The sequence below is a fragment of the Bradyrhizobium lablabi genome (assembly GCF_001440475.1).
Taxonomy (GTDB): Bacteria; Pseudomonadota; Alphaproteobacteria; order Rhizobiales; family Xanthobacteraceae; genus Bradyrhizobium; species Bradyrhizobium lablabi.
The window spans coordinates 35,120-58,275 of sequence record NZ_LLYB01000082.1; the positions used below are offsets into that span (position 1 = coordinate 35,120).

The 23,156-nt window shown below is 64.0% G+C and carries 20 protein-coding genes and 2 riboswitches; of the genes, 8 read left to right on the forward strand and 12 right to left on the reverse strand.

The window, feature by feature from the left end; all coding sequences use genetic code 11:
- Positions 1-75 precede the first annotated feature (75 nt).
- Positions 76-2,799, reverse strand: coding sequence for an EAL domain-containing protein (locus CQ14_RS22740; RefSeq protein WP_057860070.1), 2,724 nt, complete (start codon positions 2,797-2,799; stop codon positions 76-78).
- An 83-nt stretch (positions 2,800-2,882) separates the two neighbouring features.
- Positions 2,883-4,019, reverse strand: coding sequence for a FecR domain-containing protein (locus CQ14_RS22745; protein ID WP_057860071.1), 1,137 nt, complete (start codon positions 4,017-4,019; stop codon positions 2,883-2,885).
- 128 nt (positions 4,020-4,147) lie between these two features.
- On the opposite strand from CQ14_RS22745, the gene CQ14_RS22750 reads away from it, so the two are divergent.
- The gene (locus tag CQ14_RS22750) at positions 4,148-5,935 is read left to right on the forward strand and encodes a ShlB/FhaC/HecB family hemolysin secretion/activation protein (protein ID WP_082649990.1); all 1,788 of its coding nucleotides are present in this window, start codon (positions 4,148-4,150) and stop codon (positions 5,933-5,935) included.
- A gap of 1 nt (position 5,936) precedes the next feature.
- On the opposite strand, the gene CQ14_RS22755 is transcribed toward CQ14_RS22750, so the two are convergent.
- Complete coding sequence (locus CQ14_RS22755) at positions 5,937-6,344, reverse strand: LPS-assembly lipoprotein LptE (RefSeq protein ID WP_057860072.1); 408 nt, start codon at positions 6,342-6,344, stop codon at positions 5,937-5,939.
- Between the two features lie 220 nt (positions 6,345-6,564).
- On the opposite strand from CQ14_RS22755, the gene CQ14_RS22760 reads away from it, so the two are divergent.
- On the forward strand, positions 6,565-7,998 hold the full coding sequence (locus tag CQ14_RS22760; RefSeq protein WP_057860073.1) for a caspase family protein: 1,434 nt from the start codon (positions 6,565-6,567) through the stop codon (positions 7,996-7,998).
- Positions 7,999-8,053: 55 nt separating this feature from the next.
- On the forward strand, positions 8,054-10,108 hold the full coding sequence (locus CQ14_RS22765; protein ID WP_057860074.1) for a pyrroloquinoline quinone-dependent dehydrogenase: 2,055 nt from the start codon (positions 8,054-8,056) through the stop codon (positions 10,106-10,108).
- Here CQ14_RS22765 and CQ14_RS22770 read toward each other — a convergent pair whose 3' ends face one another.
- Positions 10,109-10,570: a PaaI family thioesterase gene (locus tag CQ14_RS22770; protein WP_057860075.1), complete on the reverse strand. Its 462-nt coding sequence runs from the start codon at positions 10,568-10,570 to the stop codon at positions 10,109-10,111.
- A gap of 207 nt (positions 10,571-10,777) precedes the next feature.
- On the opposite strand from CQ14_RS22770, the gene CQ14_RS22775 reads away from it, so the two are divergent.
- The 3 genes from CQ14_RS22775 (at position 10,778) to CQ14_RS22785 (ending at position 11,812) form a co-directional block, all read left to right on the forward strand.
- Complete coding sequence (locus CQ14_RS22775; protein ID WP_057860076.1) at positions 10,778-11,056, forward strand: hypothetical protein; 279 nt, start codon at positions 10,778-10,780, stop codon at positions 11,054-11,056.
- Positions 11,057-11,137: 81 nt separating this feature from the next.
- Positions 11,138-11,368 (forward strand): hypothetical protein, encoded by a 231-nt coding sequence (locus tag CQ14_RS22780; RefSeq protein WP_057860077.1) that lies wholly within the window; start codon positions 11,138-11,140, stop codon positions 11,366-11,368.
- A 105-nt stretch (positions 11,369-11,473) separates the two neighbouring features.
- A complete protein-coding gene (locus tag CQ14_RS22785; RefSeq protein WP_082649991.1) occupies positions 11,474-11,812 on the forward strand; it encodes a PilZ domain-containing protein in 339 nt (112 codons plus the stop codon).
- Here CQ14_RS22785 and CQ14_RS22790 read toward each other — a convergent pair.
- From CQ14_RS22790 to CQ14_RS42465, 5 genes are all read right to left on the reverse strand, one after another.
- Entirely contained in the window at positions 11,809-12,063 is a 255-nt protein-coding gene (locus CQ14_RS22790; RefSeq protein ID WP_057860171.1) for a DUF6894 family protein, read from the reverse strand. The two genes, CQ14_RS22785 and CQ14_RS22790, sit on opposite strands and share 4 nt — an antisense overlap.
- Before the next feature lie 206 nt (positions 12,064-12,269).
- Positions 12,270-12,449 carry a hypothetical protein gene (locus tag CQ14_RS22795; RefSeq protein ID WP_057860079.1) on the reverse strand — a complete coding sequence of 60 codons (180 nt, stop codon included), beginning with the start codon at positions 12,447-12,449 and terminating at the stop codon, positions 12,270-12,272.
- A 699-nt stretch (positions 12,450-13,148) separates the two neighbouring features.
- Positions 13,149-13,472 (reverse strand): hypothetical protein, encoded by a 324-nt coding sequence (locus tag CQ14_RS22800; RefSeq protein ID WP_057860080.1) that lies wholly within the window; start codon positions 13,470-13,472, stop codon positions 13,149-13,151.
- A gap of 526 nt (positions 13,473-13,998) precedes the next feature.
- Complete coding sequence (locus CQ14_RS47650; RefSeq protein ID WP_283807258.1) at positions 13,999-14,124, reverse strand: hypothetical protein; 126 nt, start codon at positions 14,122-14,124, stop codon at positions 13,999-14,001.
- A gap of 749 nt (positions 14,125-14,873) precedes the next feature.
- Positions 14,874-15,074: a hypothetical protein gene (locus tag CQ14_RS42465; protein ID WP_082649992.1), complete on the reverse strand. Its 201-nt coding sequence runs from the start codon at positions 15,072-15,074 to the stop codon at positions 14,874-14,876.
- A gap of 1,032 nt (positions 15,075-16,106) precedes the next feature.
- On the opposite strand from CQ14_RS42465, the gene recA reads away from it, so the two are divergent.
- Complete coding sequence (gene recA / locus CQ14_RS22810; protein WP_057860082.1) at positions 16,107-17,198, forward strand: recombinase RecA; 1,092 nt, start codon at positions 16,107-16,109, stop codon at positions 17,196-17,198.
- Between the two features lie 112 nt (positions 17,199-17,310).
- On the forward strand, positions 17,311-18,291 hold the full coding sequence (locus CQ14_RS22815; protein WP_057860083.1) for a hypothetical protein: 981 nt from the start codon (positions 17,311-17,313) through the stop codon (positions 18,289-18,291).
- Positions 18,292-18,457: 166 nt separating this feature from the next.
- Here the strand turns inward: CQ14_RS22815 and gcvP are convergent, their stop codons facing one another.
- The 3 genes from gcvP to gcvT are packed head-to-tail and all read right to left on the reverse strand — an operon-like array spanning position 18,458 to position 22,891.
- On the reverse strand, positions 18,458-21,331 hold the full coding sequence (gene gcvP / locus CQ14_RS22820) for an aminomethyl-transferring glycine dehydrogenase (protein ID WP_057860084.1): 2,874 nt from the start codon (positions 21,329-21,331) through the stop codon (positions 18,458-18,460).
- A gap of 11 nt (positions 21,332-21,342) precedes the next feature.
- The gene (gene gcvH, locus CQ14_RS22825) at positions 21,343-21,708 is read right to left on the reverse strand and encodes a glycine cleavage system protein GcvH (RefSeq protein WP_057860085.1); all 366 of its coding nucleotides are present in this window, start codon (positions 21,706-21,708) and stop codon (positions 21,343-21,345) included.
- Positions 21,709-21,745: 37 nt separating this feature from the next.
- Positions 21,746-22,891 (reverse strand): glycine cleavage system aminomethyltransferase GcvT, encoded by a 1,146-nt coding sequence (gene gcvT / locus CQ14_RS22830; protein WP_057860086.1) that lies wholly within the window; start codon positions 22,889-22,891, stop codon positions 21,746-21,748.
- Positions 22,892-22,946: 55 nt separating this feature from the next.
- Positions 22,947-23,023: riboswitch (glycine riboswitch) on the reverse strand.
- A 3-nt stretch (positions 23,024-23,026) separates the two neighbouring features.
- Positions 23,027-23,117, reverse strand: a riboswitch (glycine riboswitch).
- Positions 23,118-23,156: the final 39 nt, after the last annotated feature.

Consider the following 23,156-nt stretch of genomic DNA (forward strand, 5'->3'; position numbering starts at 1 on the left):
AAATCGCGTTGTGGCGAGGGCCGGATTTGAGCGGTCGCGTTAACGGATCGTTCAGCCTGGTCAGGCCGCCGGCCGCTACGCCACCTCGGCGGCGGGAGCCGTCAGGAACTTGGCTTCAAAATCGCGGGCCGGCATCGGCTTGCCGAAGCAATAGCCCTGGCCTTCTTCGCAGCCCATCCGGACCAGGAAGTCGGCGGTGGCCTCGTCCTCGATGCCTTCGGCGATGACGGACAGGCCGAGCTGCTTGCTGAGCCCGATGGTCGAACTGACGATCGCGGCGTCATCGGGATTGGTCAGCAAGCCCAATACGAAGGAGCGGTCGATCTTCAGCCCGTCGAGCGGGAATTTCTTCAGATAGCTCAAGCTGGCAAAGCCGGTGCCGAAATCGTCGAAGACGAGGCGAACGCCAAGCTCCTGAATCTCGAGGAACGTATTCAGCGCGCCCTGCTCATCGTGGAGCAGGATATCCTCGGTGACCTCGAGCTCGAGGCTGGTTGGACTCAAACCCGTGCTGGCGAGCACCTGTGCGACCGAAACGGCGAGGCCACCGGACTCCAACTGGGACGGCGAAAGGTTGACGCCGATGCGGAGCTTGTGTCCCGCGCGTTCCCAGGCCGCACCCTTGGCGCAGGCGGTCTGGAGCACCCATTCGGCAATCCGCTCGGAAATCGGTGAGGTGTTGACGACCGGCATGAACTCCGCCGGTGAAATCAGGCCCCGCTCGGGATGACGCCAGCGGATCAGGGCTTCGGCGCCCATCAACCGGCCGTCGGCCAGACGCAGTTGCGGCTGGTAGAACAATTCGAACTCGTTGCGTTCCGCGGCCAGCGCCAGCTCCGCTTCCAGCGTCAGGCGCTTCTCCAGTTCGCGGCGGATCGAGTCCTCGAACAGCACATGGCCGCCGCGGTTGGTCGCCTTGGCGCGGCTCAGCGCCAGGTGCGCATTGCTGAGAAGCTCGTCCGCCCTTCGTCCATCGCCCGGGCAAACGGCGGCGCCGATGCTGACCTTGACGCGGAGGTGGCGGCTTCCGGCCAATAGCGGCGCGTCGAAGCTGTCGCCGATCTGTTCGGCAAAGCGGCTGAGGTTTTCTGCGATGTCGCTCGTCGGAACTGCGATGGCGAATTCGTCGCCACTCAAACGCGCGACCAGCCCCGTCGGAGGAGTAGCCGCCGCCAGTCGCTGCGAAATGGCGCGAAGCACGAGATCGCCACAGGTATGGCCGAGCATGTCGTTGATCTGCTGGAAGCCGTCGATGCCGATCACCAACAGTGCCACCTTGTCGCCGCTTGCCTCGTCGGCGGAAATTTTCGTGTCGAGTTGGGCGTGAAGGGTGTTTCGGTTGATGAGCCCCGTCAGCGTGTCGTGTTCCGCCAGATATTTGACTCTCTCGGCCTCGCGCTTGCGCACCGAGATGTCGCGCAGGATCGCGCCGAATTGAAATCCGTCGGCGCCTTGCCAGCCGGAGAACGAGGCTTCGACCGGAAACACCTCGCCATTGCTGCGGCGTCCGTCGAACTCGACCACCGATCCGGCGGCCAGATGGGCAGCGCTCTCGATCGAAAAGGAAGACGTGGGGAGGGCTTCGTCGCGGGCGCAGATCTCGTCGAAGGGGCGGCCGATCATTTCCTCGGGCCGATAGCCGAAGATCGCGGTCGCGCCGGGATTCCAGACCGTAATCAAGTAACGGGAATCCGTGCAGATCAGGCCGTCGCCGAGCGACATAGCCACGCGCTGAAAGCGGCTCTCGGCGACCCTGCCGAGCAGATCGCGGATGTTGATTTCGTCGAGCGCAATGGCGGCGACATAGACGATGATGGCGATGTGAAACAGCGACGTGTCGAGAATGAGCGGGAAGGCCGCCTGCAGGGCAAAGGCGCCGACCTCGAGGGTGAGCGCCGTTGCGCCGAGCATCGCGACACGCTTGCCGGCGGAAAGGCGACGCCATGAGAGCAGCATGATCAAGGCAAGCAGGACCAGCCCCGTCGCCGTGACGACCCCTGAAGTCCATTGCAATGCGCGGTTCTGCAGCAGCGATTCCGCAGCCAGTGTCTGCAGCACGGGGCCGGACAGGATCACGCCGTTCGGAACGCTGAAGCGGTCACCGAGTTCGAGGGCGGTGCCGCCGACGACGACCTTCTTGCCCCGAAGCTTTTGCAGTGTCGCCGGGTCGCCATGCAGGACGTCGACAAAGGATACTTTGGGAATGCCGGCCGTTCGGATGCTGAAGTCGATCAGGAACGGCGTTCGCTTCTCGGCGTATTGGCCGGAGAGGACGGCGGCCATCGAGGGCACGAATTTGCCATCCAGCTTCTCGCCGAACGGATAGCGGCGAACGAGACCGTCGGTTCCGACCTCGACATTGACGAGCGCGGGCCATGAATGTTCCGCGAATTGCGGCAGCGGGCGGTTGACGTGAAGCGTCGCCCTGTCGGTGCGGGGCTGCTGGAAGGAGGGCAGCACGACCGATCCGCCGGCGCCGTGCAGGGCTTCGGCAAAGTTTCGATCCGACCAAGCGTCGGACGGCGTCGAGAAATCGACGTCGAGCGCGATGTCCTGGACGTCCGCCTTCTGAAGCTGCCGGAGCAGCTCGGCGTGGAGCTGGCGCGGCCACGGCCAGACGCCGATCCTTTCGATTGACGATGCGTCGATCGCGATCACCACGATGTCGCCGCTGACCTGGCGTGACTGCCAGGAAAATCGCAGGTCGGCCAAAGCGTGGCGCAGCGAGCCATGCCAGCCGCCCGCCAGGACGATCGCCAACGCGATCATCACGAAAACATGCGGCCGATACTGTTTCACGTGGTCACCATTCTGGTGGTTCGAATATGGCGTCGTTGGGCTTGATGACTTTCAGTTCAGGTTATGCACATCGGCTTGCCGGTTCAGCTTCTGCCCCGGCCGTTGCCGTTGCCATTCCCATTGCCGTTTCCATGGCCATTCGCGTTGCCATTGCCCCGGCCATTGCCATTGGCCCCGTTGCCGTTGCCGTTGCCGTTGCTGTTGCCGTTTCCGTTTCCGTTCCCATTGTTGCTTTTGCCATTGCCGTTTCCGCCGCCTTCCGAGCCGCTGGAGGCAGCTATCGCAGCGCTGACGCTGGACGCGCTGCTCGCTGCACTGTTGGTGGCGCCGTTGCTCTGGCTGTTGTTCGCGGTATCGGACGCGTCCCAGATCGTGTCGTTCCTGGCGGCATTACGCGATCCGCCATGCACCGCAGACTTTTCGCGGGCGAGGCCGTGCGTGACGCGATGGACGTTGAGGCGGATTTCACCGATCGACGACGAAATGCGGGTCACGCCCGGTCTTACGAGATGCACGCCCGATTGGCGCGAGGGCTGGACGCCCTGTCCATTGCCGGCGTGGCGGATCGCCGTAAAGCCTCCGCGCGGCACCGGCGTGCGCTCGATCGAGGGCGCGCGGGGCTTGCCCTGCTCGATCGGGGCGAGGACGCCGGATCCGCCGAGCGAAAGGCCGGTCTTGCCGGTGGCGAAGGCGGTCGCATGCTGGCCGGCCATCACTTGCGCGATCTGGCCGGTCTTGAAGTCGGAGACCTCGACCTGGCCGCGGATCACGTCGACGCTGGTCTTGCCCGCATTGATGGTGACGCGGAATTGCGTGCCCTTCACCACGGCGGCGAGGTAAGGCGTCTCGACTTCGAAATGCTTGACGTTGCGCTTTTCGATGTCGAGCAGGATCGTGCCCGCCTTCTGCATGATCGTCGTCGACAGCCCTTCCTTCTTGCCGGTGGGGACGCCGACCTCGGAATTCGGCGCAACCAGGATCGTTTCGTCGCCGCGTGTCAGCAGGACGCGGCCGTTACGGCCGGTGCGGACGGTGTCGCCCGGCTTCAACACGTCTTCCTGCTTCAGTGACACCTGCTGCACGCCGCTGCCGGCGAGCCAGACTTCGCCCGAGGATTTGCTCACGGTCCAGTCGCCGCCGTCGGCGGCAAACGCACCGGACGTCGCCGCCAGCATCAATGCTCCGGCGAGTGCTGACGAGATCGGATTGGCCGCACGCATGAAACGCTCTCCATTGCCGCTTTGTCCCGGAGGCTAGGAGAAATGTTTCAATATTGCGTGAGCGAAAGCCATGTGCCCGTCGCGATGCATTAACCGTTCATTGACCATAATTTTTTATTAAAAATCATATGGCTACCAGTCCCGTCACCAACTTGGGTTCGTCATCCGTACAACTACGGAGACAGGCCATTTCAGCTTTGTCCCGCGTGGTGACGATTAGCCTCGGCCTGTGGAGTTTGATCGCCTGCTGCCCGGCGCAAGCGCAGCACGCCAACCAGCCCGGATACGATCCAAGGCAGACCGAGAAACGTTTCGAGAACCAGCAATCGAGTCAGGGCGCGAACGGGCGGCCGCGGCTGCCGTCGCCGCAATTCGCCGGAACGGAGGGGCAGGGGAGCGCCATGCCGCTGTTCGTGCTTCGACGCGTTTCGATCAGCGGCGCCGTCGCGATCCCGCAGGACCGGCTGGTAACGGCGTATCAACCCTACATCGGGAAAAAAGTATCGCAGGCTGACCTAGCCGCGATGGCCGCCGCGGTCGGCGATGTCTATCGCGCTGCCGGCTTTCATCTCAGCCGGGCGATCGTTCCGCCGCAGGACGTTCAGAGCGGCGTGCTTCGCATTCAAGTCATCGAAGGCAGCATCACGGATCTGACATTGAAGGGCGACGGCGCCGAGCAATTCGGCGTCCAGCCGATGCTCGCTGCCGTGCTGGCGGAACGGCCGTCGCGGCTTGCAACGCTCGAACGGCAATTGCTGCTGATCAACGGCAGGCCTGGCGTGCGGATCGAGGACACCGCGATCGAGGAGATCGGCACCGCGAGCGGTCACTTCCGCCTGATCCTGTCGGTGAAAACCTGGCACGTCTTCACCTCGTTCGGCGTCGACAATTTCGGATCGTCCTCGGTCGGTCCATGGCAGAGTTACGGAACGGCGGCGTTCAACTCCTATCTCGTAGCAGGCGATTCCTTGGTGGTGAATCTCTCGACCACGCCCGGCGATGTCAGGCAGCTCGCATTCGGCCGCATGTCCTACGAGGTGCCGGTCGGCACCGACGGCGCCCGCGTCGGCGCGTCCGGCTATTACAGCGAGGTTCGGCCCGGCGATTACCGCCGTCTCTATAGCGACACCATCAAGACCGAGTCGTTCGAAATTCGCGGCAGCATCGTTCCCTTGCAATCGCAGAAGTCCGGCTTGATGCTGACTGCGGCTGCCGGATTCACCAATGCGTCCGAGAAAGACGTGTTCGGCCCGATCTACGCCGACCGCATCCGCACCGCCAGCCTCACGGCCGACTACCGCCTGCAGGACGATTTCGGCGGCACCAATTATCTGACCGCGAGCTATCGCCAGGGCCTCGACATTTTCGGCGCCTCGCAGCGCGGCGACGACGACCTGTCGCGCTTCGGCGCGTCAGCCACATTTTCCGCGCTGAATTTCTGGTTCACGCGCTACCAAACGATAACAGATGCGTGGTCGCTGAAACTGGCCGCGGCCGGCCAGACCGCGTCCGGTCCGCTCTTCACCTCGCAGCAATTCTATCTCGGCGGCCTCGCGTTCGGCCGCGGCTATGGCAGCGCCGAGATCAGCGGCGACAACGGTCTTGCCGGCACGGCCGAACTGCGCTTCGACCAGAAGACTAACCTGCCATATCTCAGCGGCTACCAGATCTACGCCTTCGTCGACAGCGGCGTCGCCTGGAACGACGGCTATCATCTGAGCGACGGCCTGTCGCTGACCTCGGCCGGCGCCGGCGTCCGCTTCTTCCTCGCCGACGGCCTGCAAGCCGACATCGGCGCCGCCGCGCCGCTCAGCTACCGCGCGCCAGATAATCCAACCCGCGGCGCGCGCGTGCTGTTCTCGCTGACGAGCGCGCTGAAGCTCTGCCCGGTGCGCGCGACGACAAGGTGCTTGTAGCTCAGACCGGCTCGTAGCTTTCGCTGGTGCAGGTGTCCTCGGCTTCGACCTTTTGCCGGTCGGCGATCACGCCGTCGGAAATCTCGATCCGATAGGTCTGCGTGCCCAAGGGCTTGCCGGTCACCGAAACCACTTCGGCCTTGACGCAGGCGGTCCAGCCGGGGCCGCGGAGGTTGGGGCGCGGCTCGGAGACGCGAACATGCGTAGGCTGCGAGGCTGCTACGAATACTGAGTCCAGCTTCTGCCGCAGCAGCAATTTGACGTCGGGCGGCGTTCCCAGCGTGGGCGGGTCGGGCGCCTTGCCGCGCATGAAGTCGGGCACCGGCGCGCGGACGTCGGCGAAGCCGCAACCCGCGAGCGTTAGCGCCGCGCCCGCCACCAGCGCTATATGAACCCCAATCCGCCGCATCGGAGGTTGTTTTAGCCCGGCAGGGCCATTCCGGACAGGGGATCGCCGCACACAAAACGATCTCGCGACTGTGATTTGGATCACTGCAGGGGATTCTCGGCCTGCGACAACATCGCCCTTCAATCGGGCCGTCGTCGCGCCTCACATGGCGCGACCGGCTTGAACCTTTGGCTTCGGGGGCGTGACCAACCCGAAGCCTGCATTGTCGGGAGATGGCATCATGCTCCGTCACACGCTGTTTAGTTTGATGGTTCCAGCCGCGTTGCTGTTGGGCGCACCATCTGCCTTCGCCGAAAATCGCCTCGCGCTGGTGATCGGCCAATCCGCCTATCGCTCGGTGCCGGCGCTGCCCAATCCGGCCAACGACGCCAAGGCGGTCACGAAATTGCTGACCGATTCCGGCTTCGAGGTTTCGACCGCGTCCGATCTTTCGCAAAATCAGATGCGCGAGGCGGTGAGCGAATTTGCGGGCCGGGTAGCGGCCAAGGGCGCCGACACCGTGGCACTGGTGTTTTACGCCGGCCATGGCTTGCAGGTCGACGGCGAGAATTTTCTGATCCCGGTCGACATCGATGCGAAGCGCGAAGCCGACATTCCGATCCAGGCGGTGCGCCTCAACGACATCCTCAATACGCTGACGTCGGTGCCGAGCAGAATGCGCATCCTGATGCTCGATGCCTGCCGCAACAATCCGTTCCCCGAGCTGAAGACCGCCGGCAGCGGGCTGGCGCTGGTCGATGCCAAGGTCGGCGCGCCCGGCACCTTCCTGTCGTTCTCAACCTCGCCCGGCGCGGTCGCGGAGGACGGCTCCGGCAACAACAGCCCGTATACGACCGCGCTGCTCGCGGCCGGCAAGGAGCAGGGGATTCCGATCGAGGAGACCTTCAAGCGCGTGCGGCTGGCGGTGAACAAGGTCACCGAAGGCCGGCAGACCCCGTGGGACAGCTCGTCGCTGACCGAGGATTTCCGCTTTTCAGGCACCTCCATCGCAGGGCCCAAGCCGGCCGCTGCGCCCAAGAAGAGCGTTGCCGAGTGGACGCGCGACCTGAACGGCAAGCCGGTCGAGGCGGCGAACGATCTGATCGTGGCCGACGGCACCGACGAAGCCTATGAGGCCTTTGCCGGCCTCTACCCGCAGACGTCGCTCGGGCGGCTGGCGCGGGATTGGCTGGTCAGGCACCGCCGTATGGTGGCGTGGAATAATGCCGTGCTGATCAACACCGCATCCGGCTATCGCTCGTTCCTGACGCGATTCCCCGACAGCGATCTCAGCGCGACCGCGCGCAAGCTGGAGGAGCGGCTGCGCAACCGTCCCGAGTTCTCGCCAGCCGTTGCGGCTGCCAACGCCGCGCTGCCGCAGAACGTCGCGCTGACCTGTCCCTGCAACGTGCAGCCGCCACAGCTGCCGCAGCCGATCAAGGTCAATGCGCCGGTCCGGCGGATCGAGCCCGATCCGCCGAAGCGGGTCGATCGCAAGCCGCCGCGGCGCGTACGCGAGGAAGATGACGACGTCGTGGTCGTTCGCCGTCCGCCCCCGCGCGTGGTGTACGATGCGCCGCCGCCACCGCCGGTCAGCATCGGCATCGGGATCGGTCTCGGCGGGTTCGGCGGCGGACGCGGCGGCCACTATGGCGGCCAGAGGGGTGGATACTGAGTCGGCAATAGGGTAATCGGTCCCGCAAGCGTTTAGGTTGCGTTTGCGGGGCAGGATGCGAAATCCGGTTTGTCTGTTCGCTTTCGTCATTGCCATATTTGGCGCGGGTAACCTGCTTCCTGCTTCGGCCTGGGAGCATTGGGGCGGCGATCGCGGGGGATCGCGGTTTTCGCCGCTCAACCAGATCACGCCCGATAATGTCGGCAATCTCGTCCGCGCCTGGGAGTTTCGCACCGGCGATCTCGACCGCCGCGCACCCGAGGTGATGCGGCGGACCAAATTTCAGGCGACCCCGCTGCTTGTCGAGGACAGCCTGATCTTCTGCTCGCCCTTCAACGAAGTCATTGCGCTCGATCCCGGCAGCGGTGCGCAGAAGTGGCGATACGATCCGAAGATCTCGACCGCGCAGCGTCCGGCCAACCGCTACAACTGCCGGGGCGTCGCTTATTGGGTCGACGGACGCGCCGCTGAAAATGCCGCCTGCCGCGCGCGCATCTTCATGGGCACCAACGACGCGCGCGTGATCGCGCTCGACGCGAGGACCGGCACTCCCTGCACCGATTTCGGCGCCAATGGCGAGATCAGGCTCGAGACCGACATGGCGCTGGAATGGCCCGGCGAATTCCAGATCACATCGGCGCCGGTCATCGCCAGCGACACCGTCATCGTCGGCTCCGCAATCGCGGACAACCGCCGCGCCGAAGCGCCGCCCGGCACGGTGCGCGCCTTCGATGCACGGACGGGACAGCCGCGCTGGAGTTTTGATCCGCTGCTGCATGACGGCGTCACCGCCGGCCACGCCAATGTCTGGGCGCCGATGTCGGTGGACGAGGAGCGCGGGCTCGTGTTCCTGCCGACGTCGTCGCCGAGCCCGGATTTCTGGGGCGGCAAGCGGCCCGGCAACAACGATCATGCCAATTCGGTCGTGGCGCTGCGCGCCGGGACCGGCGAACGGGTCTGGTCGTATCAGACCGTGCATCACGATGTCTGGGATTACGACCTGCCGGCGCAGCCGACATTGGCGCGCATCGATACCGGCGAGGGCCAGCGCGACGTCGTGATCCAGCCGACCAAGCAGGGTTTTGTGTTCGTGCTCGATCGCGACACCGGCAAGCCGATATGGCCGGTGGAGGAGCGCAGCGTTCCGCAAGGCGGCGCCGAAGGCGAGCAGCTTTCGCCGACGCAGCCGTTTCCGACCCACGTGCCGGCGATGCTGCCGCAGCAAATTTCGGCCGATGGCGTGTTTGGCCTGATTCCGTTCTGGGATGGCGAAGCCTGCCGCGCGCAGGTCGCGTCGGCGCGCAATGATGGTCTCTACACGCCGCCGTCGACGCAAGGCACCGTGGTGTATCCGATGACCGGTGGCGGCGTGAACTGGGGCGGCGCGGCGTTCGATCCGGTCAATCAGATCCTTTACGCCAATACGACGCGGGCGATCCATATCGTCAAGCTGCTGCCACGCGCGACGGTCGCCGATGGCTTCAACCCGCCGCCCGGCCACGACTTCGGACGGCAGCAGGGCACGCCGTTTGCGATGACGCGCGCGGTCGCGTTGTCGCCGCTCGGGCTGTTATGCAACAAGCCGCCCTGGGGTGAGATGGTCGCGGTCGATCTCAAGGCAGGGAAAATTCTCTGGCGCGCGCGGGTCGGTACCACGGAGGATCGCGCGCCGCTCGGCATCGCCTTTCATTTCGGCACGCCGCTCGTCAGCGGCGTCGCGATCACTGCCGGCGGCCTTGTCTTCAGCGGCGCGATGGATGCGTATCTGCGCGCCTTCGACGCACGATCGGGGCAGGAGCTGTGGCAGGGAAGGCTGCCGGTGCCGGGCGTTGCCAATCCCATGACGTATCTATGGAAGGGCGAGCAATATGTCGCGATCGGCGCCGGCGGTCATTCCGAGTCGGGCACGACCATTGGCGACAGCGTGGTGGCGTTCCGCCTGGCGCGACCGGGCGAGTCGCCCTCGCTGATGTCGAGAACCATCGACCGGCCGGGCGGAAGATTCTCAGCCGGTGCGGCCGCGGCTGCGGTCGTGGTGCTGCTGATGGCGATGCTGGCCTGGCGCTGGCGGCGGAATCGAAAACTACGAAAACAACCCCATGCACAGTAGCTAAAGCATCGCGAACGCGCTCGAGACCATGGCCACCGGCTTGTTGTCGGCGGCGGAAAGCAGCGTGACGCGGCCAAAACTCATGGTGCGGCCGAGGCGGACGACGCGGGCATCCGCCAGGACGTCGGAGGCGGCGACCGCGCGCATGAAATGCGTGGTCTGGTCGACCGTCGTCATCGGCCGGTAGCCGCGGTTGGCGGCGAGGTTGGCGATCACCATCGCGGTGTCGGCGAACGCCATCAGCGCCTGGCCCGACACGGTGCCGCCATTGCGGCACAGCCGCTCCGAGAACGGCAGGCGCAGCACCGCGCCCGGCTGCCAGTCGGCGGCATCCTCGGGCGGGGTAGCGTCAAAGCGCTCGATCGACAGGTTGAGATCCATCACCCAGGGCGCAAAGACCTCGCCGAGCACGCGCCTGGCTTCCGCGATACCAAATTCCGCCGTTTGTGGTTGTTGTTGCATGAACGCCCGTTTCCCCGCCTGATATTGTTGCCGGCCGATTGTAGTGGTCATTTCGATGAAGGGAACACCGGCGGCGGGCCACAAATACGGCAAGAAATCCTGCGAGTCCGCGTCGAATCAAAGGTTGGGCTCCAATGCTTGGCGACGCGGTTGGGCCGGTGGTATCCTACCCGGAAACGCAAAGTCAGCGTCCTAAAGGAGATCGTCATGAGAATGCTGAGCGCGGCCGCAGTGGTGGTGTTGTTGACGGCGCCGGCCTACGCGCAGACCCCCAACATCAACCTGATGCCGGAGTTCCAGTCCAAATCGCCGGAGGAGAAGGAGGCGGATGCGATCAAGGATAAGGCCTACAAGGAATCCTTGAAGAAGATTCCCGATGCCAAGGCCGCTTCCGATCCCTGGGGGACCGTGCGCAGCACGGATACCCCCAAGGCCGCTGCGCCCGTCAAGCAGTCAAAGAGCAAGACCGGCACCAGCAGCCAGTAATGCCTCGCGACAACGGCGAGTAGGATTCACTCGCCGCGTCCCATATATTTGACCTGTCGTCATCGTGTCTGGAGTTGCGACATGGTCTTTCGTCCGCGCGATCTCGCGAGTCGGATGGCCGGCCGGCGCAAGCCGGGCGACGGCTATCTGCGCGAGACGTTTACGCTGCCGCGCGACCAAGCGAGGGCGAGGGCGCGCGATTTCCTCACCCGTTATCCCAAGGCGGCTTATATGAGCTCGGTCGAAAGCTGGCGCGAGCTGCCCGGCGGCGAGATCGAATTCACGATGCGCCGGCTTGCCAGCGCCGATTAAGCTTGGGTCCCGCCGGAATTAACATCGACTCCCCGATTTTTGCCGAATTCCGATAACTCGGTATTCAGGTGTTCCGCCTAGTAATTTCTACGTAGTGGAGAAATCATGGCGAGAGACCGCAAAGACTTGGGGGCCCGCAAGTTCGTTCGGGTCGACCTGCACAAGCAGGGATTCCTGATCCCGGCGCCGGATGCGCCATGGATCCAGTGCTACATCCTCGACATATCAGACAATGGCGCCTGTCTTGATGTCGGCGACCTCGCGGTGCCGAAGATGTTCGGCCTTTCGCTGACCGCAGGCGGCGAGGTGCGGCGGGTCTGCACGTTGATCTGGCGCAGGGGCGAACTGGTCGGCGTCCGATTTGTATCTGCCAAGGAGCTTCGGGGCGAGGTGGCGCCGCCAGCCGAAGGAGATCCCGCTTCCCGGAAGGCGCCCGCTAACTAGCGCTCGTCTCGATCAGTATCCTGCAGCGTCTCCGCAACCAGGCGAATCCGGAACACCGGCTTTTTGGATTCATCCAGCAATTCCATCTGCCACTCGGCATTTTCGGAGAGTTTCCGGGAAACATCCGCGATCATGTCGCCGCAGACCCCGGTCATTTCCTTCCAGGCGGCGTTATGGTCGGCAAATTCCGCGCCATCATTACTGACGCTTGCGTCCTCGCCATGTCGAACGCAGAAGAAGAAGATCGGCATGGCAAGCTGACCAAATGCAAAATGGGCCACCGCTGGCCCGTGCTCCACCCAAGCGCCGTGGAGTGAATTCCTGGCCTATCCAAAGATCAACTCCGGGTTTTTACGGGCTAAGCACGTTGACGGGCATATAAAGGGGATGATCCCTCGCCTCTAACTTGATGTAAGTGCTGAAAAATCTCTTCCTGCAAAGGCAGCCGGCCAACGGGTTATTCCTGGTCAGCTTTTTTTAGCTCCCGGTCGATCCGAAGCTGGACCCGCCGGATGGCAAGCAGATTGAGCTTGGCTTCGGTCTTTCCCGCGACCACCCGCTCGCCAATACGGAACTGCCATTTCCAGACGCCCGGAGCGACCGCGGTCACGCTGTATTCAACGCCCTTGTGAATCATATAAGAATCCTGCTGCGGTTCCCACCGCTTCAAAATTCAATCCCCATACTTAAAATTGCAATTGGCATTCGGTACAGCTAGACAGGGAGCCTGTCACATGCCGGTCTTTAACACCGGCGACGGGAGCGGGGGAGGTTTGCAGTTACCTGCGCAGGCCCCGATTCGGGGCGTCAGCTTGGCGCGCCGTTGCGTCAGCTCGCGATCAATTCTTCAACTGGATGCGACGCAGGGCTATTAGCGCAAGCGCTGGTCGTCTGTTCGATAAATAACGGTCGCCGCGCGGGGTGCGCACGGCGAAGTCCTCCTCCGCTGTAGGCGTTTCAACCCCGCGGACGCGTCCAAATTCCCGGCTGTCCCGTTTTTATGCCCCGCAAAAAGCACTGCGCCGCGCAAGCGGAATATCGTCGCTTGGCGGCGCAGGCCTATTCCCCGAGTATGCAATTGCCCAGGCAACAATTTTGTCTGGGGGCGACGAAAAAGGTTCAACGCCATTCAGGCGAATTTGCCGGGCGATTTGCGCGCTGAAACGAGCGGCGTGGGGCGGACGTATCTGCTCGCGAGGGCGGGGTGGTCCTCCAGATTTTCCCCGCCGTCGGCGACCTCGCTGCATAGCCCCATGCGGCGGGGTCGTTGGGCTGGCGCGGGCGGCCAGCCCTCCTTGCGCCGGGAAAACCGGTGCCGGCTTTTTCGGATCGTGCGCTAGATCCTGGCCATGCCGGCGTAATGTCTGCCGCTATAAGGGCCGACATGAACGCCGGTCTTCATGCACTCCGTCTTGGCGGCTGTGCACATCTGAACGCTGTCGGATCGGTCGGCGGAATCGCGAAGGCACGAAGCCGCGTAGGCGCTGCAGGTGTGCGGGATCGCGCGGCGGTTCATTTGCCTGACGTAGGCGGCCGAGCGGCCGCCATCGGACGACTGGCAACACTTGCCGTTCATTTTAGAGGCGGACGCGGGCGCAAGCGGGGTCGACAGGACAATGCCGGAAACGGCAAGCGACAGGACGACAGCGGCGATCTTCATTCGGCTCTCCCTTCGCGGTGTTGTTATGTGCGGCATGCAACCACGAAGGATGAGAGTCGTCGTCTAACATTTCGGCAATGTGCGAGGGATTGCCCAAGCCGCCGAACGCAAGCTCGACCACGGCAGGATGCAGCGGGGCAGGCGACGCGTTTGAAGGGAGAGAGCGCGGCAGCTGCCGCTCTCAATCCTGACGCGATGGATAAGGCTGCCGCGATGGAATGTGGGTTCGCGACGGCGCGTCTCCCGGCCGGACGGGCGGCGGTACCCGCGAAGGCTCCGGTGAGCGGCTCAGGCTGAAGAGCCGTGTGAGGAGAGCGGCGCCATGGCGTTGAAGCATTGGCAGGATCGGTTCGTAGGCGAGGGCGGTCATTTGTGTCTGCATGTACGATGCATAGCGCGCGCGCCTTGACGGACGGTGCAGCGAAAGCTGCAAGCACTTCTAAAATTGTAAGCGACCTCGCCGGTGTCTCACGTGCAGGCCAGCCAATGACGATGAGGCCGCCCCGGTGGCGGCCTCATCGGAGAGCTAGCCTTTCGGCTGCTCTACATCAGGCGCCCGGGGGCTGGCGTCCGGCGCCTCTTCACTTCTCGCCGAAAGGTCGGCGGCCTTGTCGAGAAAGCCCGCTGCGACATCCGGATCCGTGGTGGCCATTGCAAACTTGAGAAAGGTTGCCGCTTGTTCCGTCAGGTATTTTTTTCCCGGCACAATACTGGTTCCCCGTTACTACCCTTCGCGCTGCACCCGATGCGATTACGCGCTGCGGCGGAATCCGTTCCGGAGAAAAAGTACAAAAGTGAACTTAGAGCAGGCTCGCCACACCCGGTCGCTCGCTCGGCCCCTGCGGGCCATGGTGGCAGCGGCCGGTCCGGGCCGGTTCCAGCCGTCAGTCCTCGCCCAGAAGCTTGCCGGTTTCCTTGTGGATGAAATGAAGCCGGGTGCAGGCTAGGCAGACGACGGAAACATACGAATTGGGTCCGTCTTCCGGGGCGATCGCCGGAAGCCAATGCTGAACGTTGGTGCCCAGCCGTGGACATTTGAACAGGATATGTCGGCCCATGGGCGGGAAATATGCCGGGCCTCCGGGGCCGGGTCACTTCCGTATGTTTGCGTAGTTGGCTTGAGCGGTCCGGGTATGAAAACACCGTGGTGTTACGGAATCCCCAACGCGCGTCGAAAGCCCTATGGTGACTGTCGCCGGGGCTGCTTTTCATCCCGAACCAATTTGTACCGGCTGGGGGCCGCCTGCGAGGCGGCCCTTTCATTTTGCGCGCAGGCGGACCACGGCTTGCGAAGAGAGGCCGCCGGCCGAGGTGGGTTCAGACAGCTATTTCCTTGCTGGCCGGAGCGGGGCATCACTCCGGTGCTGTCCTCGGACGGCGCCCACCTGAGACGGACTTGCTTCAGATCGGAGCTTTCAGATCGGGCGATGCCAACCATTCGCTGATGTGGATGGCGGTTTCGTTCTGCCGGATTCGGCGCAGGACATTATCCCGTGCGAGGCCTGGTTTGAGCGTCTCAGCCTGCTCGCGCAACTGAGCCGTATCTTCGGCCAGTCGCTCTTCTAACGTTGATGTCTGTTTGAAACGGCGACGCTTTCGCACGCGCTGTTCCTTTCCATTGGAGGAAGGCGGGAGCGCAATGAGGCGTTCTCATCACCGATAGAAGCCAAGCACCGTGCGGTGATGATCTTATGATGCACCACAGACGGGCATAGTTCTGTCCACTTGTGTACGCAACGCGCGTTAACTTTAGACGGCGCGCTGTCTCTGTATCCAGGACAGGATATGCGCCCCAACTCTCGCTGGACCACTCGCAGAGGAGATGCGGGGAAGGGCTCGTAATGAAAGAGGCCCGCCAATTTGAGCTGGCCTTACTTCGCGGCGATGACGGACCGTCGGGCGGTGCAAGCCCTGACTATCGTCAGGACGGGCAGCGGCCAAAGCAAGACTCTGATCCAATGCAGAGTCCAATATCGTGCGCGGGGGCTCATGGAGCCATCGTAATCCCAAACCAGGCGACCGCCAAATTCAAATCAGGCCATCAGGGTCGAAACAGGCCAGCACCCAAATCAAGAGGCCGCCAACTCAGGCGGCCTCGAGACCTTGATCAGGATCGGATTTTTGATTGTCGTCCCGGGCCACCCCGCCTGACGCATTCATTGACTTTGTTGTCCATGACCTCGACGTCGGCGTTAGCCGGTATGTTGCAGTGGCTGGTCGGGCTAGGGGGCAACGCCATCCGGCAATCAGGCCCCTTCAATTCCGCGCGGACCGCGGCGCGGCACTGATACCCCAGCGACTCCGCCTGCGCTGCCATGGCGGCTCCATTCAAGGCTGCGAAAGCCAGGCAGATTGCCGAGCCTGCGATGAAATTCCTTGTTGAGAGAGACATTTGGCGTTGCCTCCAGAGGTTGTGAGGCCGTGAAACCTACGCTCGAATTTGAGATTAGGACAGCGGTAACCACAAACCAGGGGACCGGGGAGCGGAATATGGGACAGCATCCCCAGCGCGCGAAGAACATATTGCGAACATAGAACAAACGTGGTACAAAGATTCCCAGACGAAATCGAACAAAAAAGCCTCTCGCCGCCGTTTGTCCCGCTCGCGAATCCCCGCCATAAGGAGCACGTAATATGTCCGCCACTGCCCTGCGTATCGTTGAAGGATCCTCCATGGATAAGACCAAGGCCCTGTCCGCCGCGCTCTCCCAGATCGAGCGCCAGTTCGGCAAGGGCTCGGTAATGAAGCTGGGCAAGAACGACCGTTCGATGGACGTCGAGACCGTGTCGACGGGCTCGCTCGGGCTCGACATCGCGCTCGGCGTCGGCGGCCTGCCGAAGGGGCGGGTGGTCGAAATCTACGGGCCGGAATCGTCAGGCAAGACCACGCTGGCGCTGCACACGGTGGCGGAAGGGCAGAAGAAGGGCGGCATCTGCGCCTTCATCGACGCCGAACACGCGCTCGATCCGGTCTATGCGCGCAAGCTCGGCGTCAACATCGACGAACTCCTGATCTCGCAGCCCGACACCGGCGAGCAGGCGCTGGAAATCTGCGACACGCTGGTGCGCTCGGGCGCGATCGACGTGCTGGTGGTCGATTCGGTCGCCGCCCTGGTGCCGAAGGCCGAACTCGAGGGCGAGATGGGCGATGCGCTGCCTGGCTTGCAGGCGCGGTTGATGAGCCAGGCACTGCGCAAGCTCACCGCCTCGATCAACAAGTCCAACACCATGGTGATCTTCATCAACCAGATCCGCATGAAGATCGGCGTGATGTACGGCTCGCCGGAAACCACCACCGGCGGCAACGCCTTGAAATTTTACGCCTCCGTCCGCCTCGACATCCGCCGCATCGGCGCGATCAAGGAGCGCGACGAAGTCGTCGGCAACACCACCCGCGTCAAGGTGGTGAAGAACAAGCTGGCGCCGCCCTTCAAGCAGGTCGAATTCGACATCATGTATGGCGAGGGCGTCTCCAAGATGGGCGAGATCCTCGATCTCGGCGTCAAGGCCGGCATCGTCGAAAAGTCCGGCGCCTGGTTCTCCTATGACAGCCAACGTCTCGGGCAGGGACGCGAGAACGCCAAGACCTTCCTCAAGGCCAATCCCGACATGGTCGCCAAGATCGAGACGGCGATCCGCCAGAACTCCGGCCTGATCGCCGAGCAGATTCTGGCTGGCCCCGCCGAGCGCGACGCCGACGGCGAGGAGCCGGCGGACGACGAATAAATTTCAGAAACGCTTCAGGGGTTAAGGCCTGAAACGTGACGGACGGGTGCTGCGGACGTTGAGTTGCCGACGTCTACAGCGCCCGTTTTGTTGTCTGTGAATGGTGACGAGTATGACGCATCTGGTCCTGACGGCGGATTCCTCAAGTGCGGGCGGCGTTGTATCGGCCGGTCACGCCGATCTGGCTGTCGCCATCGAGCTTCGGATGGTCTGGGGACCGCCACGCTCCGATGCGGAGCTTGCAGCCTTTTGGGCGGCGAGAACGAGCCAGGAGCCAGGCTCCCACTGGCTCGATTCGGTGCCGCCGTGGCGTCTGCAGAAATTCGGCATGAGCGATCTCGGATTGATCGACGCGTGCCGGCGCGCTGAAACCGTCGAGTTCTGGATGGATACAGAGCCGAATGCTCAGCTGGTCCTGATCTGGCTGCTCGATCATCTCGGCCCGCAGGCGAAGAGCCTGGGCATCACGCTGCGGCACGTCGATGCCTCTCTCGGCGAGACAGAACCGGCACGCCTCGCCGAGATGAAATTTCCGGGTGTCGCCATCGATGACCGCCATATCGAGGTCGCCGGCCTGGCGTGGCAGTCCATCCGGGCACCGACGCCGCACGACTGGTTCAACCTGCTGAGCAGGGATCTGAGCATCTTGCCGCAGCTTCGGAGATGCGTTCTGGAAATGCTCGAAGAGCTGCCGGCGCGCGCAACCGGGCTGGGTGCGTCGGAGCTGCGGATTCTGGAGTTGATCGCAGCCGGGTATGTGTATCCGTTCGACGTGTTTCCCCACTACAGGCAGCGCTTTCAGCGCCGCGTGTTCGGCTATTGGGAGGCCGGCGCTCTCCTGGAAGGGCTTGCGCTCGCCCCGGTACCGGCCGTGTCAGGCCTCGCGGAATGGCCGTTCACGCTGGTGCACAATGAGCGTGAGCGTCTCGCGCGATACAAGGCAAGCCGGCTGTCGCTCACCGCGCTCGGCAAGGCAATTTTGGCCGGCACCGAGGATTTCAGCCGGCACAACCCGATCGATCGCTGGTGGGGCGGCACGCACCTGACCAACGACCGGCTGTGGCGCTGGGATCCCGTCCTGCTCGTGCCGTAGCAGCGGGTGCGCGAAAGCGAACGCCTCACGGTAGACCGTAGGATGGGTAGAGCGACTTGCCCGCCGTAGCTCAACGAGCGAAGGCGGAAGCGAGCCCCATCATCGTGCCGCATACGGTGATAGCTGTGATGGGTTTCGCTTGCGCTTTACCCATCCTACACGGCCATCACTCCGCGGCTTGCGCGTAGTCCGCGACCGGCGGGCATGAGCACACCAGATTGCGGTCGCCATAGACGTTGTCGACGCGCCCGACCGGACTCCAGTATTTGTCCGTGCGCGAGACGCCATCGGGGAAACAACCCGTGGCGCGGCCATAGGGACGATTCCATGCATCATCGACAATGTCGTGCACGGTGTGTGGGGCGTGGCGGAGCGGCGAGGCTTCAACCTTCCAGCGGCCGATCTCGATCTCCGTGATCTCGCTGCGGATCGCGATCATGGCGTCGCAGAAGCGGTCGATTTCGGCCTTCGATTCCGATTCGGTCGGCTCGATCATCAGCGTGCCCGCCACCGGGAAGCTCATGGTCGGCGCATGGAAGCCGTAGTCGATCAGCCGCTTGGCAATGTCGTCGACGGTGACGCCGCTCGTTGCTTTCAGCGCGCGGGGATCGACGATGCACTCATGCGCGACGCGGCCCTTGGCATTCCTGTAAAGCACCGGGAAATGCGGATCGAGCCGGCTCGCGATGTAGTTGGCGTTGAGGATCGCGATCTCGGTGGCGCGCGTGAGGCCTTCGCCCGACATCATCAGGATGTAGATGTAGGAGATGGTCAGGATCGACGCCGAGCCGAACGGTGCCGCCGACACCGGACCGACGGAAGCCGGCACTGTGCCGTCGGTGGCGGGATGGCCGGGCAGATAGGGCGCAAGATGCGCCTTGACGCCGATCGGGCCCATGCCCGGGCCGCCGCCGCCATGCGGGATGCAGAACGTCTTGTGCAGATTGAGGTGGCTGACGTCAGCGCCGTAATCGCCGGGCCGCGACAGGCCGACCTGCGCATTCATGTTGGCGCCGTCGAGATAGACCTGGCCGCCATGGCTGTGGACGATGTCGCAGATCTCCGTGATGTGCTCCTCGAACACGCCATGCGTCGAGGGATAGGTGATCATCACGGCGGCGAGATTCTTCGAATGCTTCTCGGCCTTGGCGCGGAGGTCGTCGACGTCGACGTCGCCGCGCGCGTCGCAGGCGGTCACCACGACTTCCATGCCGACCATGTGAGCGGAGGCCGGGTTGGTGCCGTGCGCGGAGGAGGGGATCAGGCACACCTTGCGGTGCGGCTCGCCGCGCGCCGCGTGATAGGCGCGGATCGCCAAGAGCCCGGCATATTCGCCCTGCGCGCCCGAATTCGGCTGCAGCGAGATCGCGTCATAGCCGGTGATGTCGCACAGCGCTCTCTCGAGCCGCCTGAACAGCACGTGATAGCCTTTGGCCTGCTCGGACGGCGCGAACGGATGGAGCGAGCCGAACTCGGGCCAGGTCAGCGGGATCATTTCCGTGGTCGCGTTCAGCTTCATGGTGCAGGAGCCGAGCGGGATCATGGCGCGGTCGAGCGCGAGATCGCGATCGCTGAGCTTGCGCATGTAGCGCAACAGCTCGGTCTCGGAACGGTGCGTGTGGAACACGGGATGGGTGAGGAACGCACTGTCGCGTTTCAGGGCGGCGGGCAGGGCCTCGCGCGCGGTCATCTCGAATTCGGCATAGGACAGCTTGCCGCCGAATGCACGCCACACCGCCTCGACGGTCTCGGGCGTTGTGGCCTCATCCAGCGCGATGCCGAGCGTGCCGTCGCCAAGGCGCAGATTGATTTTTTCGGCATGCGCCCGGAGGACGATCTCGCCCTGCTTGGCCCCGACATCCACCGTCACGGTGTCGAAGAACGCCTCGCTCTGCAATGCAAAGCCGAGCTTGCGCAAGCCCGCTGCCAGCACCGCCGCGCGCCGGTGCACGGTGCGCGCGATGTGGGTCAGCCCTTCGGGGCCGTGATAGACCGCGTACATCGAGGCGATCACCGCCAGCAGCACCTGCGCGGTGCAGATGTTGGAGGTGGCCTTCTCGCGGCGGATGTGCTGCTCGCGGGTCTGTAGCGCGAGCCGATAGGCCGGCGCGCCGCGCGAATCCACCGATAGCCCGACGATGCGGCCGGGCAGCGAGCGCTTCAGCGCGTCGCGCACCGCCATATAGGCCGCATGCGGGCCGCCATAACCCATCGGCACGCCGAATCGCTGTGCCGAGCCGATGGCGATGTCGGCGCCGAGTTCACCGGGCGAGGCGATCAGCGTCAGCGCCAAAAGATCGGCGGCGACGACGGCGAGCGCGCCCTTGGCGCGCAGCGCCGCGATCGCCGGCTGCAGGTTGCGCACCGTGCCTGACGTGCCCGGATACTGCAGCACGCCGCCGAATACGTCGGCTTTGTCGAGATCGGTGAGGGGATCGCCGACGACGAGATTCCAGCCCAGCGGCTCGGCGCGGGTGCGCAGCACCGCGAGCGTCTGCGGATGTACTTCGGCATCGACGAAGAACGACTTTGTCTTGACCTGCGAGGCGCGCTCGGCGAGCGCCATCGCTTCGGCCGCGGCAGTGCCCTCGTCGAGCAGCGAGGCGTTGGCGACGTCGAGCCCGGTGAGATCGCAGATCATGGTCTGGAAGTTGAACAGCGCCTCCAGCCGGCCCTGGCTGATCTCGGGCTGATAGGGCGTATAGGCGGTGTACCAGGCCGGGTTCTCCAGAATATTGCGCTGGATCACCGCGGGCAGGATGGTGCCGGAATAGCCTTGGCCGATCAGCGAGGTGAACACCTCGTTCTGCGCGGCCAGCTCGCGCATATGCGACAGCGCCTCGGTTTCGCTCAATGCAGGCCCCAGATCGAGCGGCGCCTTCTGCCTGATGGAGCCGGGCAGCGTCTGGCTCATCAACTCCGTGAGGCTGCTCGCGCCGACGCTGTCCAGCATGGACTGGATGTCGCGGGGCGAGGGGCCGATGTGTCGGCGCACGAAATCGGTGGCGGCTTCGGCACTGGTCTTGAGCGGCGCGTTCATGGCGTGCTTCCTTAAGCCGTATGGGCCTTGTACGCGGCCTCATCCATCAGGCCGCCGAGTTCGCTTGTGTCCGCGATCTTCAGCTTGAAAAACCAGGCCTTGCCGCCGGCGTCGGAATTCACCAGCGCGGGCTCGGCGGCGAGCGCCTCGTTGACCTCGATCACCTCGCCGGAGATCGGCGCGTAGACATCCGAAGCGGCTTTCACGGATTCGACCACCGCGGCGGCCTCGGCCTTCTTCAGCGCGCGGCCGACCTTGGGCAGTTCGACGAACACGACGTCGCCGAGTTGCGACTGCGCGTAGTCGGTGACCCCGATGGTGGCGACATCGCCCTCGATGCGGAGCCATTCGTGGTCGGAGGTGAACAGCGTCGTCATGAAACTTCCTCTGGCGTTTGAATCAGCGTTTGCAGATTTAGCGTTTGTAGGTGTTGGGAACGAAAGGCATGGAAGCGACCTGCAGCGGCAGCCGCTGGCCGCGCACTTCGGCAAAAACCTGTGTGCCGGTGGCGGAAAGCGGTGTCGGCAGATAGCCCATCGCCACCGGCGCATTGAGGCTCGGCCCGAAGCCGCCGGACGTGACCTTGCCGATCGGCTCGCCCGTGGCGCCATCGGCGAACAACAGCGCGCCTTCGCGCACCGGTGCGCGGCCTTGCGCGAGCAAGCCGACGCGGCGGCGCGATGCGCCTTTTTCAAATTGTGCGAGAATTTTATCAGCCCCGGGAAATCCGCCCGCGCGGGCGCCGCCGTTGCGGCGGCTCTTTTGCACCGACCATTCCAGCGCGCCTTCGACCGGCGTCGTCGTGGTGTCGATGTCGTGGCCATAGAGGCAGAGCCCGGCTTCCAGCCGCAGGCTGTCGCGGGCGCCAAGGCCGATCGGCAATACGTCAGGATTTTGCAGCAGCATCGTCACCAGCGCCTCGGCCTGTGCGGCCGGCACTGAAATCTCAAAACCGTCCTCGCCGGTATAGCCGGAGCGGGAGACGAAGCAGTCGAAGCCGGCCACCTTGCGCGGACCGGCATCCATGAACTTCATGGCCGTAACGCCGGTGCCAAGCTTCGCCAGCACCGATTCCGCCTTCGGCCCCTGCAGCGCGATCAGCGCGCGGTCGCTGAGCGAATCGATGACGCAAGCTTCGGAGAGATGCGCGCGCAAGTGCGCCTCGTCCTCGGCCTTGCAGGCGGCGTTGACCACCAGGAACAGATGGTCGCCGAAATTGGCCACCATCAGATCGTCGAGAATGCCGCCGTCATGATTGGTGAACTGGGCGTAACGCTGCCGTCCCGGCGGCACCGCCACGATGTCCTGCGGCACCAGCCGCTCCAGCGCCAGCGCCGCGTCCTCGACCTTGCCGGATTTCGCCCGCAGCGCGAGCTGGCCCATATGGGAGACGTCGAACAGGCCGGCTGAGCTTCGCGTATGCAGATGCTCCTTCAGCACGCCGGCCGGGAATTGCACCGGCATCTCATAGCCCGCGAACGGAACCATCTTGCCGCCGCGCGCCACATGGAGCGCGTGCAATGGGGTGCGTTTGAGGGGAGATTCGTCGCGTGCCAGCATCCGTTAGGCCCTCATGGGTTCCGGAGACCAGCCTCCGCAAACCCTAAGAAAGCCCCATCTGTCGCTGTGCCTGAGAGTATTATCCCGTCGGCGGACGCCCTGGGCACGTCGCCCGGCGTCACTTTCCAGATGCTATTTCGTCACGCGGTCCGTTTGCCTGAGAGTTTCCGGGGCGGTTGCTCCTTCGGCGCCGGCGCTGAAGCCGATCTCTCCCGACGTGACGTCTTACAAATAGGAGGGAAACACAGGCCTGCCAAGCCTGTCA